Source organism: Buchnera aphidicola (Aphis aurantii), assembly GCF_039388985.1.
Classification (GTDB): domain Bacteria; phylum Pseudomonadota; class Gammaproteobacteria; order Enterobacterales; family Enterobacteriaceae; genus Buchnera; species Buchnera aphidicola_BL.
The window spans coordinates 412,019-427,319 of record NZ_CP135021.1 but is presented as its reverse complement, the minus strand read 5'-3'; the positions used below and the strand labels follow the sequence as shown (position 1 = coordinate 427,319).

The following is a 15,301-nucleotide window of genomic DNA, read 5'->3' as shown; positions in this document are numbered from 1 at the left end:
TCATATTTAATTCCATTTGACTATTATAATTTTATTCTTAATATCTATTTTTTGTATTATTTTTCCGATTACAAATGGAATCATTATTTTTTTTATATTTTTTTTTTCACATTCATTTTGCAAAAGAAGAATATCATTATGTTTATTATTTATTAAATTAATTACTGTACCTAAATATTTTTTTGTCACATTAAATACTTTGCATTTAATAATGTCATCCCAATAATATTCATCTTGTTTAAGTTTTGGAAGTTGATTTTTATTAATAAAAATTTCAGTATTAGTCCATTTGTTAGCAATAGATCGATCTATAATATTATTAATTTGAATAATAAAATGATTATTATGTTTTTTCCAATTTTTAAGTTGAATAATCTCCCATGCTTTGTTTTTTAAGATGAACCATGGAAGATAACTGAATATTTTTTCTTTATTTTCTGTGAACGAATAAAAATTTATCCAACCTAATATTCCATAAACTTTTCCTATTTTTCCTACTAAAATAGGATTAATTGGTGTTGGAGATTGAATATTTATGATATCCCCTTATTTTTTTTAAACAGTTTAATTATTTTTTTTGAGCGATCTGAAAGTTGTGCTCCATTTTTCTGCCAATATATAATTCGATTAATATTTAATTTTATAGAAGTATTGCTATCTTGAGATAATGGATTAAAATAACCTAATCTTTCAATAAAGCGTCCATCTCTAGCAAAACGATTATCTGCTGCTACTATTTTATAAAATGGACGCTTTTTATTGCCATATCGAGCTAATCTAATTTTTACCATTTTTTTCCCTTAAATTTTTTGAAAAATAAAATTATTTTTTATTTAAATATAGTTGTTGAATATATTTTAAAAACATCTAGGTAATATATTTTTTATGTTACGAATCATTCGTCCAATTCCATTATTCTTTATTTTATTCATAATTTTTTTTATATTATCAAAATTTTTTAATAATTTATTTATATCTTGAATTTGAGTACCAGATCCTAAAGCAATTCTTCGTTTTCTAGAACCTTTAATAATTACTGGATTATTTCTTTCTTTAGGTGTCATGGAATATATTATTGCTTCTATTTTATTTAGAGTATTTTTATCGTTTCCTAATAATAAATTATTATACACCATTTTATCATGAGAAAATTTATCTATAAAATAATTTAAACCGCCTATTTTTTTCATTTCTTTTATTTGAATTAAAAAATCATTTAGATTAAAATCATGTCCTTTTTTCAGTTTGTTAGTTAAATTTTTTACATGAGATTGATTGATTTTTTCTTCAATATCTTGAATAATAGATATAACTTTATTCATGCCTAAAATTTTATCAGCTATACGTTCTGGATGAAATATTTCTAAATTTGTTAACTTTTCTCCTGTTCCTATGAATTTAATTGGTTTTTCTGTAATATAACGCATTGATAATGCAATTCCACTTCTAGAATCACTATCAGTTTTAGTTAATATAATACCTGATATAGATAAATATTCGTTGAAACTTTTTGCCATATTGATTGCATCTTGACCCATCATTGAATCTACTACTAATAATGTTTCAATAGGTTTGGAAAAATTTTGTATTTGTTGTATTTCATTCATCATTGTTTTATCAATATGTAAACGTCCTGCTGTATCTATCAATAGAATATCATATAATTTTAGTTTAGCATGTTTAATAGCTTCTTCTGTGATTTCAATGGGTTTTTGATTAATATTAGATAAATAAAAATCAATATCAATTTGATTAGATAAGATTTCAAGTTGCTTGATTGCAGCAGCTCGATACACATCAGTAGATGTAATAAGTATTTTTTTTTTATATTTATCTTTTATCCATTTTGATATTTTTGCTACAGTAGTAGTTTTTCCCACTCCTTGCAAACCCACTATTAATATAACCGCCGGTGGGCGAATAGCAAGATTTAAATTATTATTTTTAGCGCCAATAGTAGAAATTAATTCATTTCGTACAATTTTTATGAATTCCTGGCCAGGTGTCAAACTTTGATTAATTTCATAACCAATGGATTTTTTTGTAACATTTTCTATAAATTGTTTAATTACTGATAATGTAACATCGGCTTCTAAAAATGCTTTTCTTACTTCTCTTATAGTTTCTTTAATATTTGATTCTGTCAATCTTCCTTTATTAACAATTTTACGTAAACTTTTTGAGAGTCGTTCGGATAAACTACTAAACATATTTCTCACTCTTTGATCAATGAATGTATATTGAGTTTATAAATATTTTTTTGATTTTTAAAATTTTCTAAAGATTTTATTTAAATTAAAATAATTTTTTATTTGCAATAGGATAGCAACCTAGTATTTTTTTAAACTGAGAAATTTTTTGAATTTTATTAAGAATATTTTGTATTGTATTAGATGATAAATTTTTTTCAATATCAAGATAAAATATTTTTTCTTGTTGATTTTTAGTAATATTATTAAAAATTAGTATTTTTACAATTATTTTTTTTTGTTTTAGCGTGGAAATTATTTCATAAATTTCTTTTGATGGATTTTTTACGGAAAATATTATTGTAGTTTTTACTTGTTTATTTGAGTCAATTTTGATAGGTTTTTTCGATAAAACAACAAATTTTGTTATGTTATTGATTGTATTTGATATATTTTTACGTAAAATTTTTAATCCATAGATTTTATTTCCTATTTCACTTCCTAAAGCAACGTTAGTTATTTTTTGATATTTGATAATTTTTTTTATTGCGTCAGCTGTACTATTGGTATACGTAGATTTCCAATGTGGAAATTGATTAATAAAATTACTACATTGTTTAAATGGTTGAGGGTGACTATATATTCTTTTAATAATATTAAATTCAACTTGTTCTAATGCTAACAAACAATGGTCTATATGCACATATATTTCTCCTATGATAAATAATTTTATTTCCTTTAAAATATTAAATATTTCATTAATAGGACCAGAAAAGCTATTTTCTATTGGTAAAATAGCATAATTGGACTCATTTTTTTCCACTGATTCAATCACTTCTTCAAAATTTACGCATTCTTTTTCAACAAATTTTTTTAAACTTTGTTTTTCATATTGAGATAAAGCAATATGTGAATATGTTCCTTTAGGCCCTAGAAATGAAGCAATAGTTTTATTTGTTTTTTTATTTACTTTGGATTTTTCTAATAGTTTTTTTTGCGTTCGTATAGATTCTTTAATTATTAATTTAAACAAACATGTTATATAATCAGGGTTTAAATTTTTCTTTTTTCCTAAATTAGTTAGATTAGATAATAAATTTTTTTCTCGATCTATATCACGTATTGGTTGATTGTTTTGTATTTTAGATTGAGCTATTTTATATACTAATTTTTTTCTTTGCGCTAATAATTTTACTATTTTTTTATCAATATTGTTGATTTCATTTCGAAGATCTACTAAATCATTTTCAGACAGCATAATTTATTTTACCTATTAAATATCCAAGATGTTTTATATTCAAATAAAATATTTGTACTTTATTTATAAATATTTTTTTAATTAAATAATCTAGATGACATAATATACTATTTTTTTATTCATAAAAGTATGTTATTTTTTTAAATTTTTATTTAATTAGATAATTGTTGATTTTTAAAAATATTTTAATTAGGGAGTAATATACATGATAATATACTCACTATATCTTATTTGATTATAATCATAGTATTCTTTTTTTATAATATATTATTTATACAAGCGAGTTGTTTAATGAAGACTTTTTCAATTAAAAAGAAAAACATACAACAAGATTGGTTTTATGTAGATGCAACTAATAAAATTTTAGGCAGGTTCTCCAGTGCTTTAGCTCTTCGACTTAGGGGGAAACATAAAGTTGAATATACACCACATATAGATGTTGGGGATTATATTATTGTTTTAAACGCGGCTAAAATATTAGTTACAGGAAACAAGAAAAGCAATAAAATTTATTATCACCATACAGGTTATATCGGTGGAATAAAACAATCTAAATTCGAAGAAATTATGATAAAAAACCCCGAAAAAATTATTGAATTAGCAGTGAAAGGAATGTTACCAAAAGGTCCTTTAGGTCGCTTAATGTTTAAAAAATTAAAAGTTTTTTCAGATGAAAACCATAATCATTCGGCTCAATGTCCTAAATTTTTAAATATTTGATAAGGTTATATTAAAATATATTATGAAAATTCAACATTATGGAACTGGTCGTCGAAAAAGTTCGTCTGCTAGAGTTTTTTTAAGATCTGGAACAGGTCAGATAGTAGTAAATAAACGTTTATTGAATGATTATTTTGGTCGAGAAACTTCTTGTATGATTGTTTGCCAACCATTAATTTTAACGGAAATGATAAATAATTTTGATATTTATATTACGGTCAAAGGAGGTGGAATTTCTGGTCAAGCTGGTGCAATTAGACAGGGCATTACTCGTGCTTTAATTAATTATGATCAATTATTACGTGGTGAATTAAGAAAATTTGGATTTGTTACACGTGATTCAAGAAAAGTAGAGCGGAAGAAAGTAGGTTTCCGAAAATCTAGAAAACGCATACAATTTTCGAAGCGTTAATAATAAGGTTATTTTAAAGAACTTGGTTTTTATAATAAACCGAGTTCTTTGTGTCGGTTTTCATAATTTTTATAGTTTATTTTTGAAAAATGAAAAACAAAATTATAAAAAGATTTTATTTATTTAAGTAATTTAAAATATCGGAACATAATTTTTTTGTTCCTGTTTTTTTTAAAGAAGAAATTAAATAATATGGTTCTTTTATATTTAAATGTTTTTTAATTTCTTTAGTTAATTTATTTATTTTTGAAGTGGTCATTAAATCAATTTTATTTAATATTAAAAATCTAGGTTTATTATATAATTTTGTACTATACTGTTTTAACTCGTCTAATACATATTTAATATTTTCTATTGGATTAGAATAATTTGAAGGCGATAGGTCCACAATATGAAGTAATATTTTACATCTTTCTAAGTGTTTAAGAAAATTGATACCCAATCCTTTTCCTTTAGATGCACCTTGAATTATACCTGGAATATCGGCTATAACAAATCTTTTTTTTTGAATTTCAACGCTTCCTAAAACTGGATGCAGTGTAGTAAACGGATAATGTGAAATTTTTGTTTTGGCACCAGATATATTCTTTACTAAAGTAGATTTTCCAGCATTTGGCATTCCTAATGTTCCTACATCTGCTATTAATAATAATTCTAATTGTATATCTCTTTTTTCTCCTGTTAATCCTAATGTTCTTTTTCTAGGCGTTCTATTGGTTGAAGATTTAAATCGTGTGTTACCTAATCCATGCCATCCGCCTTTTGCAATAAGTATTTTTTGTTTATCTTGTATTAAGTCATCTATAATTTCTCGTGTTTGATAGTTAATTATTTTAGTTCCAACAGGAACATATATTGTAATGTCGCTCCCTTTTTTACCAGAACAATTTCTTTTTAATCCATTTGTCCCACTCTGAGCTTGAAATATTTTTTTAAATCTAAAATCTATTAGAGTATTTAAATTATTATTAGATTCTATCCAAACATTCCCTCCATTTCCTCCATCTCCACCATCCGGCCCTCCTTTTGGAATATATTTTTCTCGTCTAAAATTAACACAACCGTTCCCCCCATTTCCTGCAATTACTCGAATAACAGTTTGATCAATAAATTTCATATAAATTCCTTGTATTTAAAATAATCATAATTTTAAAAAACAATACCCCCTTTAGAAAAGGGGTTTTAAAAATATCAATATTCTAATTTTGTATTAGTTAATAATGTTTACGTATGTTCTTTTTTTTATTCCTTTTTTTTTGAATTCTATTTTCCCTTTAATAATTGCGAAAATAGTATGATCTTTACCACAACCTACATTTTTACCAGGATGAAATTTAGTTCCTCTTTGCCTCACAATAATGCTACCTGCTGATACTAATTCTCCTCCAAAACGTTTTACACCTAATCTTTGAGCATTAGAATCTCTTCCGTTCCTTGTAGAACCACCAGCTTTTTTATGTGCCATTTGAATTCTCTACGTGATTAATGTCTATAATTTTTATCTTCGTAAAATATTGACGATGACCTTGTTGTTTCTTATAATGTTTGCGTCTACTGAATTTTATTATTTTGATTTTTTTACATTTACCATGATTTTCAACATGAGCTTGAATTTTGCTTCCAATCAAAAAAGGATTACCTATTTCTAATTTATTTTGATTTGAAATCATTAAAATATTTTTCAATTCAATTATTGATCCGATTGGATAATTTAATTTTTCTATTTGAATAGTTTGATTTTTTTTAACTCGATATTGTTTTCCACCGCTTAAAAGAACTGCATACATATAATACTCCAGTTATTTTTTTATTTTAAATACTAATAAGTTTTCTTCTTATACATCGATAATTAAAAATTATTATATGCATTGAATATTTGCACCTAATTTATTTAATTTACTTGGAAATAATTCATATCCTCTTTGAAAATGATGAATATTATTCACTACTGTGATTCCTTTTGCAATACAACCTGCTAAAATTAATGTAGCTGAACCTCTTAAGTCAGTTGAAAAAATATTTTTAGAAAATAATCTTGGAACACCTGTACATATGATATAATTATTTTTAATTTTTATTTTAGCACCCATTTTAATTAATTCTTGGGCATAATTAAAACGATTTTCAAATATGTTTTCAACGACAATACTTTTACCTTTCGCAATACTATTTAATAAAGCAAATTGTGGTTGCATGTCAGTTGGAAAACCTGGATATGGAGATGTTGAAATATTTACAGCTTGGGGTGTTTTTTTCTGCATATTTAATTTTATCCAGTCTTTTCCAATTGTTATGTTTGCACCGCTTTCAGATAGTTTTTTTAATACACTAATTAAATGTTTTGGTTCAGTATTATGACATATAATCAATCCTTGAGAAATTGCGGCAGCTACTAAAAAAGTGCCTGTTTCAATTCTATCTGGTATTATTTTATGATAACCACCATTTAGCTTGAATACTCCCTCGATATATATTTTATTACTTCCTGCACCTGTAATTTTAGCGCCTAAGGTATTTAAAAAATTTGCAACATCAATAATTTCTGGTTCCTTAGCAGCATTTTCAATAATAGTTAATCCTTTTGCTAAAGTTGCAGCACTCATTATAGTAATGGTTGCTCCAACACTGATTTTTTCAATATAAATATATTTTCCTCTAAGAGGTTCTTGAATAGATGCAATAATATAATTATTTTCTTTGATAATTTTAGCGCCTAGTTCTTTTAGACCGTTTAAATGAAGGTTAATAGGTCTACAACCTATTTTACAACCTCCCGGAAAAAATATTTTAGCTTTTCCAAATCGTGTTAAAAGTGGACTTAACATCCATATAGATGCTCGGATTTTTTTAACTAAATTATATGGAGGACAGAAAGTATTAATTTCACTTGGATCAATATATAAAATTTTATTTTTATTTATTATTTTTGCACCTAAAGATTTAAGTAGTTTTATTGCTATGCCAATATCTGTTAATTTTGGGACGTTGCTTAATTCAATATTTTTTTTTGTTAAAATTGTCATAAATAAAATAGGTAAAGCGGCATTTTTAGCGCCAGAAATTAAAACAGTACCATTCAGTTTTTTATCACCTTCTATATGTAATTTATTCATGCATTATTAAATCTCTATATTATTTTAAAATTTTTAACCAAGATTATTTTTGTTATTTTTTTCCCATTCTTTTATTGTATATGTAGTGATAGATAAAGCATGAATTTTTTTTTCTGTAATCATATTAATTAAAGGTGCATAAATTATTTGTTGTCTTTTTACTTGGTTAATACTTTTAAATATATCTCCTATAGCAATAATTTTGATATGATTGCTATCTCCTGTAACATATATTTCTTTTAAAGTGAGTTTTTGATTTAATATTTGTTTTATTTCATTGTTCATTTTGAATGTACTTTAAATTAATTTTGATAAATAGATTATAAATATTATATCTTGAACATGTTTTATTTTTTATTGTGATTAATAAAATTATTTTATCAAATTGAAACTTTTGATAAATTTTATTTTTTACATTAAGATAGATACATTTATTTTCCAGTTAGTGTTGCAAAAAAAATTAATGTGCTTAAAAGAAAAGTTGTAAAATTTTTTATAAAAATTGAAATTACAAAATATTACATAAATGTATAAAGTTATTAAAATTTTTAATTTTAAATTTATTAGATTTTATCAATGATAAATTAATATTGCTATATTTTATATTAATTGTTTTATCAAATTATGAATATTTTTTTTAAAAACGTGTAATTAAAATTAAATCTTTTTTCTTAGAAATATATTTTATTTTTAAAGGATTTCATAAAATTTTTAATATTTTTAGAAAAAAATGAGGTATGTTATATGGTCAATTTAATTCCAATGACTGTTAGAGGTGCTGAAAAACTTCGTAAAGAATTGAAACAATTAAAAAATATAAAACGTCCTCGTATTATCTTGGATATAGCAAAAGCTAGGGAACATGGTGACTTGAAAGAGAATGCTGAATATCATGCTGCTCGTGAAGAACAAAGTTTTTGTGAGGGTCGAATCAAAGAAATAGAACTAAAATTATCTAATTGTCAAATCATAGATATAACTAAAATACCTAATGATGGAAGAGTCGTTTTTGGTTCTACAGTAACTATTGTAAATATAAAAAATAAAAAAATGTTTACTTATCAAATTGTCGGTGATGATGAATCTAATTTTAAAAAAAATTTAATTTCAGTTAATTCTCCGATGTCACGAGGTTTAATCGGAAAAACTATTAATACCATTGCCACTATATTTACACCTTCTGGAAATGTTGAATATAAAATATTAAAGATAGATTATCTTTGAATAGATATTAACAAAATAATTAAATTTATTATCTACATTAATATAAGAATTAAGTAATATGATTGCTAAAAATAAATCAAATAGCTCTAATCGTTGGTTATTGGAACATTTTCAAGATAAATATGTTAAAGAAGCAAAAAAAAATAAAATTCGATCTCGATCTTGGTTTAAATTAGAAGAAATTGATAAAAATAATAAATTATTTAAACCTGGTATGAACGTTATTGATTTAGGATCGGCCCCGGGCGGTTGGTCACAATATGCTATTAATAAAGTTGGACATAAAGGATCTGTTGTAGCATGTGATGTTTTACCTATGAAAAAAATAGTAGGAGTTAAATTTTTTCAAGGAGATTGTCGACATAAAAATATATTAAAACTTATATTAAACTATTTATCTCATAATACTTTTAATATAATTATGTCTGATATGGCCCCTAATATTACAGGTTGTTGGTCTGTTGATATGCCACGTGTTATAGAGATTTGTAAAATAGCTCTTAAAATGTCTACATATTTACTATCAACACATGGTGTTTTTTTAGTAAAATCTTTTCATGGAGAAGGTTTGAATGAATTTTTCAAAGAAATAAAAATGTTATTTTCCAAAATTAAAATTTGCAAACCAAAAACTTCTCGATCAAGATCACGAGAAATATTTATTCTAGCGACCAGATAAAATATTATTTTATTTTGAAATTTTAAATCTGTGTTGTTTTTTAAAATAGATGTAATGCGAGGTTGTTCCCTTGAGTGACATGGTTAAAAACCTGATATTTTGGTTAGTAATTACAGTGATTTTAATGTCTGTTTTCCAAAATTTTAATACTAGTGATTCAAATAATCACAGAGTTGATTATTCTACTTTTTTATCAGAAGTTAATCAAGATCAGGTTCGAGAGGTATACATTAATGGACGAATGATTAGTGTTACTAAAAAAGATAGTAATAAATATACTACTTATATTCCTATAAATGATCCGAAGTTATTAGATAATCTTATAACAAAAAATGTTAAAGTTATGGGAGAAGTTCCAGAAGAGCCAAGTGTTTTATTTTCTATATTTGTCTCTTGGTTTCCAATGTTATTACTAATTGGTGTTTGGATCTTTTTTATGCGTCAAATGCAAATGGGTAGCGGCAAAGGGGCTATGTCTTTTGGAAAAAGTAAAGCGCGTATGTTATCAGAAGATGAAATTAAAACAACTTTTGATGATGTAGCTGGATGTGACGAAGCAAAAGAAGAAGTAAGTGAGTTAGTTGAATATTTAAAAGAACCTAGTCGATTTCAAAAATTAGGAGGTAAAATACCAAAGGGTATATTAATGGTTGGACCTCCAGGTACAGGAAAAACGTTACTTGCTAAAGCAATTGCAGGGGAAGCAAAAGTTCCATTTTTTACAATTTCTGGCTCTGATTTCGTTGAAATGTTTGTTGGAGTTGGTGCATCTCGAGTAAGAGATATGTTTGAGCATTCTAGAAAAAATGCACCATGTATTATATTTATAGATGAAATTGATGCAGTAGGTCGACAAAGAGGTGCTGGGCTAGGAGGGGGTCATGACGAAAGAGAACAAACACTTAATCAAATGCTAGTAGAAATGGATGGTTTTGATGGAAATGAGGGTGTTATTCTGATAGCTGCTACGAATAGGCCGGATGTATTAGATCCCGCTTTATTGCGTCCAGGTAGATTTGATCGTCAAGTAATTGTAGCACTTCCAGATATTAGAGGAAGGGAGCAAATATTAAAAATACATATGCGTAAAGTTCCTTTATCTAAAGATGTAGATCCTGTAATTATTGCTCGTGGAACACCAGGTTTTTCAGGAGCAGATTTAGCTAACTTAGTTAATGAAGCAGCACTGTTTGCGGCTCGTTTAAATAATCGTGTTGTTTCTATGATTGAATTTGAGAAGGCAAAAGATAAAATCATGATGGGCTCTGAGCGCAAATCCATGGTTATGAGTGATTTTCAAAAAGAATCTACTGCATACCATGAAGCTGGTCATGTTATTGTTGGTAGGTTAGTACCAGAACATGATCCTGCTCATAAAGTTACGATTATTCCTAGAGGTCAAGCGTTAGGTATTACTTTTTTTTTACCAGAGTCAGATACGTTTAGTATTAGTCGACAAAAACTAGAAAGTCAAATATCTACTTTATACGGTGGTCGTCTAGCTGAAGAAATAATTTATGGTTCTAAAAAAGTATCTACTGGTGCTTTTAATGATATTAAAGTAGCTACAAATTTAGCAAGAAATATGGTTACTCAATGGGGTTTTTCCGATAAATTAGGACCTTTATTATATGCAGAAGAAGAAGGAGAAGTATTTTTAGGTCGAACAGTGGCTAAAGCGAAGCATATGTCTGACGAAACCGCTAGAATTATTGATGAAGAAGTAAAATTATTAATAGAAGTAAATTATAATCGAGCTAAAAATATTTTAAATAAAAATATTGATATTTTACACGCGATGAAAGACGCTTTAATTAAATATGAAACAATTGATTCATTTCAAATTGATGATTTAATGGAAAGAAAAGAGGTTCGAAAACCAAAAGAATGGTCTGAAGCTAATCACAATTAAAATATATGATTAAAATTATCATTAAATTAAAGTAGTATTCTGAATATTAAATATCTAAAATATATTACATTCAATAAAAATTTAATATAATTAATTTTATATTTTAATATTTATCAAAATAAGATGAAGTAATAAATGTTATTATAACTTCATCTTGTTTTTAAAAGTATGTTTAAAGAATATAGAATGTTTTATGATTTTTATATTTTACAACAGTTTAAATTATAGAGGTAAATTAAAATGCAAGATTTTAAATATTTTAAAACAGATGGAATTCGAGGAAAAGTAGGGAAAAACCCTATTACTCCAGACTTTATGTTGAAATTAGGACAAATTATTGGAACTGTTTTAGGCGGGAATAAAAAAAAATTGTTATAGGAAGAGATACACGTGTTTCTGGTCCTATGCTTCAGTATTCTTTAGAATTTGGAATTTTATCAAAAGGAATTTCTACTATTTTAGCTGGCTGTATTCCTACATCTGCTATTGCATATTTAACAAGATCTTTAAATGCTTCAGCAGGGATTATTATTTCAGCATCTCACAATTCTTTTGAAGATAATGGAATAAAAATTTTTTGTAATAATGGATTTAAAATTACTAGAAGTATAGAAATTTTAATTGAAAATACACTGCATGATAATTTATATGATTCTTCTTATGTAAAACCTTTTGGTTGTTCTCACAAAATAAATAATGCTGAAAATAAATATATTAATTTTTGTAAACAAACTTTTCCTAGAAATATGAATTTATCTCAATTTACCATTGTATTAGATTGTGCGAATGGATCTACTTACAATATAGCACCTAAAATTTTTCGGGATTTAGGTGCGAATGTCATAACTTCTGCTATTTTTCCAAATGGAATTAATATTAATAGTAATTCAGGATCAACTAATACTTTACAATTAAAAAAGCTAGTTGTTCTAAATAAAGCTGATATTGGATTGGCATTTGATGGTGATGGAGATCGTGTTATTATGGTAGATCATCTTGGAAATGAAGTAAATGGAGATCAAATTATTTATATAATTGCAAAACAATATTTAAAACACAATAAATTAAATGGTGGAGTGGTAGGTACTGCAATGACTAATATGGGTGTTGTTCTTGCCTTACAGAAAAACGGAATACCATTTTTTGCTTCTCAAATAGGAGATCGTTATATATACAAGAAAATTAAAGAAAAAAATTGTATACTTGGTGCTGAACAATCTGGACATGTTATTTTATTAGATAAACACTCTACTGGTGATGGAATTATAGCTAGTTTGCAAGTGTTGATGGCTATGATTGAAAACAATACATCTTTATACTGTTTATCTAATCAAGTGATATTATTTCCTCAGATATTGTTGAATATTTTTTTTAAAAAAGATCAAAATCTTGAAAATAATATAGAATTTCAGTCTGCACTTAAAAAATCAAAAAGTATTTTAGGAAATACTGGTCGTATTTTAATACGACAATCTGGAACTGAACCTTGTCTTAGAATTATGATAGAAGCTAAGGACTATAATAAAATAAAAAAAATAGTTGGTACGATTTCAGATATCATTAAATTAACTAAAATAAATATATCAAATATTTAGTATAGTGCAATATAAAATTTATATGTATAATTTTTTATACAACTTTAAATAAAGTAGTAATTATTTTACTATTTAAATAGGAAAAATTATTTTTTATGTACTTATTTTTTTTAGTATTTTTAATTGTTATTTCTATTTGTTTAAATTTTTTAATTTTACTACAACCAAGTAAAGGTATGAATGATATTATACATTCAAATACATCTAATATTAAATTATTTAACAATTTTAAAAACCATGGTTTTATAACGAATTTTATTGGTTTATGTGCTTGTTTATTTTTAATAATTAGTCTGATTTTATGTAATCTTAATGATAAAAAAACCAACTTAAATTTATTCAAAGAAAATGATAATACTTTAAATAAAAAAATTTTAAATGTTCGAAAAAATAAAACGTTGAATACTGAAATACCTCGTTAATTTTAAATTTTTAATTAATTTAAAAATTGATATATTTATACTGACATACTGTATATACCGAGGTGGTGGAATTGGAAGACACGCTATCTTGAGGGGGTAGTGCTGAAAGGCGTATGGGTTCAAATCCCATTCTCGGTACTAAAACATAAAAACATTTATATCAAATATATTAATAACATGCTATTTCCATTGTAGATAAATAGGGTGGTATTACCTAAAACCCCGAAATTTCGGGGTTTTTTATTAGAATGTTTAAATATTGATTTTGAGGTTTACTAAGATGAATAAAGAAATCTTAGCTGTTGTAGAAGCTGTTTCTAATGAAAAATCATTACCACGTGAAAAAATTTTTGAAGCTTTAGAAGTTGCGTTGGCTACAGCTACCAAGAAAAAATATGAGCAAGAAATTGATGTGCGAGTTAGTATTAACAGAAAAACTGGTAATTTTAGTACTTTTAGAAGATGGATGGTAGTTGATATTGTGAATCATCCGACCAAAGAAATAACTTTAGAAGCAGCTTGTTTTGAAGGTGATAAAGTTGAGGTTAACGATTATATAGAAGATAAAATTGATTCTGTTAATTTTGATAGAATTACAACACAAACTGCTAAACAAGTGATTGTTCAAAAAGTGCGCGAAGCGGAGCGCGCTATGTTAGTTGATCAATTTCGAAAATATATTGGTCAAATTATCACGGGTATTGTAAAGAAAATTAATAGAGATAATCTTACGTTAGACTTAGGAAGTAATGCGGAAGGTATTATTTTAAAAGAAGGAATGTTGCCGAGAGAAAATTTTCGTCCCGGAGATCGTATTCGTGCTATTTTATATGGAGTATATCCGGAAGCTCGTGGTGCTCAATTATTTATGAGTCGTTCGAAAACTGAGATGCTTATAGAATTATTTCGTATAGAGGTGCCTGAAATTGGTGAAGAAATTATTGAAATTAAAGCGGCTGCACGTGATCCTGGTTCACGTGCTAAAATTGCAGTAAAAACTAATGATAAAAGAATTGATCCAGTAGGCGCATGTGTAGGAATGAGAGGTGCTCGAGTACAAGCAGTATCTAGTGAGTTATGTGGAGAACGTATTGATATTATTTTATGGGATGATAATTCAGCTCAATTTGTAATCAATGCAATGGCTCCTGCAGATGTAACATCTATTATAGTAGATGAAGACAATCATACAATGGATATTGCTGTAGACTCAAGCAATTTAGCTCAAGCTATCGGAAGAAATGGTCAAAATGTTCGTTTGGCTTCTCAAATTAGTGGTTGGGAATTAAACGTAATGACTACGGAAGATTTGAGAATTAAACATAAAGAGGAAGCATCTGCTGCTTTTAATATTTTTAAAAAATACTTAAATGTTAATGAAGAAATTATTACTATTTTAGTGAAAGAAGGTTTTTCTTCTCTTGAAGAATTGGCTTATATACCAATTGATGAGTTATTATTAATTAATAATTTAAATCCAAAAGAAGTTAAATTAGTTCAAGAATGTGCAAAAAATGGATTGCATCTCATGGAGATAGATCAAAAAAAAACAACAGATAATAAACAAACAGAAAAAAAACTTTTAGATATACAGGGTATGACTGAAGTATTAGCATCAAAATTAGCTAAAAAAAATATATTTACTTTAGAAGAATTAGCGGATCAAGGCATAGATGATTTAGCTGATATCGAAAATTTAAATTCTAAAGAAGCTGGTATATTAATTATGACCGCCCGTAATATTTGTTGGTTTGATAGTAAAGTTTAATAATAGGAA

At 26.0% G+C, this 15,301-nt stretch carries 16 protein-coding genes, 1 tRNA gene and 1 pseudogene; 9 read left to right on the top strand and 9 right to left on the bottom strand.

The window, feature by feature from the left end; translation table 11 throughout:
* Window positions 1-6: 6 nt before the first annotated feature.
* The 4 genes from rimM to RJT32_RS01975 form a co-directional block, all read right to left on the bottom strand.
* Window positions 7-489 (bottom strand): ribosome maturation factor RimM, encoded by a 483-nt coding sequence (rimM, locus tag RJT32_RS01990; protein ID WP_428994355.1) that lies wholly within the window; start codon window positions 487-489, stop codon window positions 7-9.
* A 44-nt stretch (window positions 490-533) separates the two neighbouring features.
* Window positions 534-791 (bottom strand): 30S ribosomal protein S16, encoded by a 258-nt coding sequence (gene rpsP, locus RJT32_RS01985; RefSeq protein WP_343154082.1) that lies wholly within the window; start codon window positions 789-791, stop codon window positions 534-536.
* 66 nt (window positions 792-857) lie between these two features.
* The gene (gene ffh, locus RJT32_RS01980) at window positions 858-2,210 is read right to left on the bottom strand and encodes a signal recognition particle protein (protein ID WP_343154081.1); all 1,353 of its coding nucleotides are present in this window, start codon (window positions 2,208-2,210) and stop codon (window positions 858-860) included.
* A gap of 85 nt (window positions 2,211-2,295) precedes the next feature.
* Window positions 2,296-3,447: a chorismate mutase gene (locus tag RJT32_RS01975; protein WP_343154080.1), complete on the bottom strand. Its 1,152-nt coding sequence runs from the start codon at window positions 3,445-3,447 to the stop codon at window positions 2,296-2,298.
* A gap of 291 nt (window positions 3,448-3,738) precedes the next feature.
* Here RJT32_RS01975 and rplM point away from each other — a divergent pair, with 291 nt between their 5' ends.
* Window positions 3,739-4,167 carry a 50S ribosomal protein L13 gene (gene rplM, locus RJT32_RS01970; protein ID WP_343154079.1) on the top strand — a complete coding sequence of 143 codons (429 nt, stop codon included), beginning with the start codon at window positions 3,739-3,741 and terminating at the stop codon, window positions 4,165-4,167.
* A gap of 22 nt (window positions 4,168-4,189) precedes the next feature.
* A complete protein-coding gene (rpsI, locus tag RJT32_RS01965) occupies window positions 4,190-4,579 on the top strand; it encodes a 30S ribosomal protein S9 (protein ID WP_428994343.1) in 390 nt (129 codons plus the stop codon).
* A gap of 115 nt (window positions 4,580-4,694) precedes the next feature.
* Here rpsI and cgtA read toward each other — a convergent pair whose 3' ends face one another.
* The 5 genes from cgtA to RJT32_RS01940 all read right to left on the bottom strand — a co-directional run bounded on the left by cgtA (window position 4,695) and on the right by RJT32_RS01940 (window position 7,977).
* Entirely contained in the window at window positions 4,695-5,696 is a 1,002-nt protein-coding gene (cgtA, locus tag RJT32_RS01960) for an Obg family GTPase CgtA (protein ID WP_343154078.1), read from the bottom strand.
* A 93-nt stretch (window positions 5,697-5,789) separates the two neighbouring features.
* Complete coding sequence (gene rpmA / locus RJT32_RS01955) at window positions 5,790-6,044, bottom strand: 50S ribosomal protein L27 (protein ID WP_343154077.1); 255 nt, start codon at window positions 6,042-6,044, stop codon at window positions 5,790-5,792.
* Window positions 6,034-6,366 carry a 50S ribosomal protein L21 gene (gene rplU / locus RJT32_RS01950; protein ID WP_343154076.1) on the bottom strand — a complete coding sequence of 111 codons (333 nt, stop codon included), beginning with the start codon at window positions 6,364-6,366 and terminating at the stop codon, window positions 6,034-6,036. Before rplU ends, rpmA begins: the two co-directional genes overlap by 11 nt.
* 72 nt (window positions 6,367-6,438) lie before the next feature.
* Window positions 6,439-7,692 carry a UDP-N-acetylglucosamine 1-carboxyvinyltransferase gene (gene murA / locus RJT32_RS01945; protein WP_343154075.1) on the bottom strand — a complete coding sequence of 418 codons (1,254 nt, stop codon included), beginning with the start codon at window positions 7,690-7,692 and terminating at the stop codon, window positions 6,439-6,441.
* A gap of 33 nt (window positions 7,693-7,725) precedes the next feature.
* Window positions 7,726-7,977: a BolA family protein gene (locus RJT32_RS01940; RefSeq protein ID WP_343154074.1), complete on the bottom strand. Its 252-nt coding sequence runs from the start codon at window positions 7,975-7,977 to the stop codon at window positions 7,726-7,728.
* 459 nt (window positions 7,978-8,436) lie between these two features.
* Between RJT32_RS01940 and greA the strand changes: the two genes are divergently transcribed.
* The 7 genes and pseudogenes from greA to nusA all read left to right on the top strand — a co-directional run bounded on the left by greA (window position 8,437) and on the right by nusA (window position 15,292).
* A complete protein-coding gene (gene greA / locus RJT32_RS01935) occupies window positions 8,437-8,916 on the top strand; it encodes a transcription elongation factor GreA (protein WP_343154073.1) in 480 nt (159 codons plus the stop codon).
* A gap of 58 nt (window positions 8,917-8,974) precedes the next feature.
* Window positions 8,975-9,595: a 23S rRNA (uridine(2552)-2'-O)-methyltransferase RlmE gene (gene rlmE / locus RJT32_RS01930; RefSeq protein WP_343154072.1), complete on the top strand. Its 621-nt coding sequence runs from the start codon at window positions 8,975-8,977 to the stop codon at window positions 9,593-9,595.
* A gap of 79 nt (window positions 9,596-9,674) precedes the next feature.
* Window positions 9,675-11,507, top strand: a complete 1,833-nt coding sequence (gene ftsH, locus RJT32_RS01925) for an ATP-dependent zinc metalloprotease FtsH (RefSeq protein WP_343154071.1) — start codon at window positions 9,675-9,677, stop codon at window positions 11,505-11,507.
* Window positions 11,508-11,747: 240 nt separating this feature from the next.
* Window positions 11,748-13,102, top strand: a pseudogene (gene glmM / locus RJT32_RS01920) (phosphoglucosamine mutase).
* Window positions 13,103-13,197: 95 nt separating this feature from the next.
* Window positions 13,198-13,524 (top strand): preprotein translocase subunit SecG, encoded by a 327-nt coding sequence (gene secG / locus RJT32_RS01915; RefSeq protein ID WP_343154070.1) that lies wholly within the window; start codon window positions 13,198-13,200, stop codon window positions 13,522-13,524.
* 56 nt (window positions 13,525-13,580) lie between these two features.
* Window positions 13,581-13,662 (top strand) — tRNA-Leu (locus tag RJT32_RS01910).
* 142 nt (window positions 13,663-13,804) lie between these two features.
* Window positions 13,805-15,292, top strand: a complete 1,488-nt coding sequence (gene nusA / locus RJT32_RS01905) for a transcription termination factor NusA (protein WP_343154069.1) — start codon at window positions 13,805-13,807, stop codon at window positions 15,290-15,292.
* Window positions 15,293-15,301: the final 9 nt, after the last annotated feature.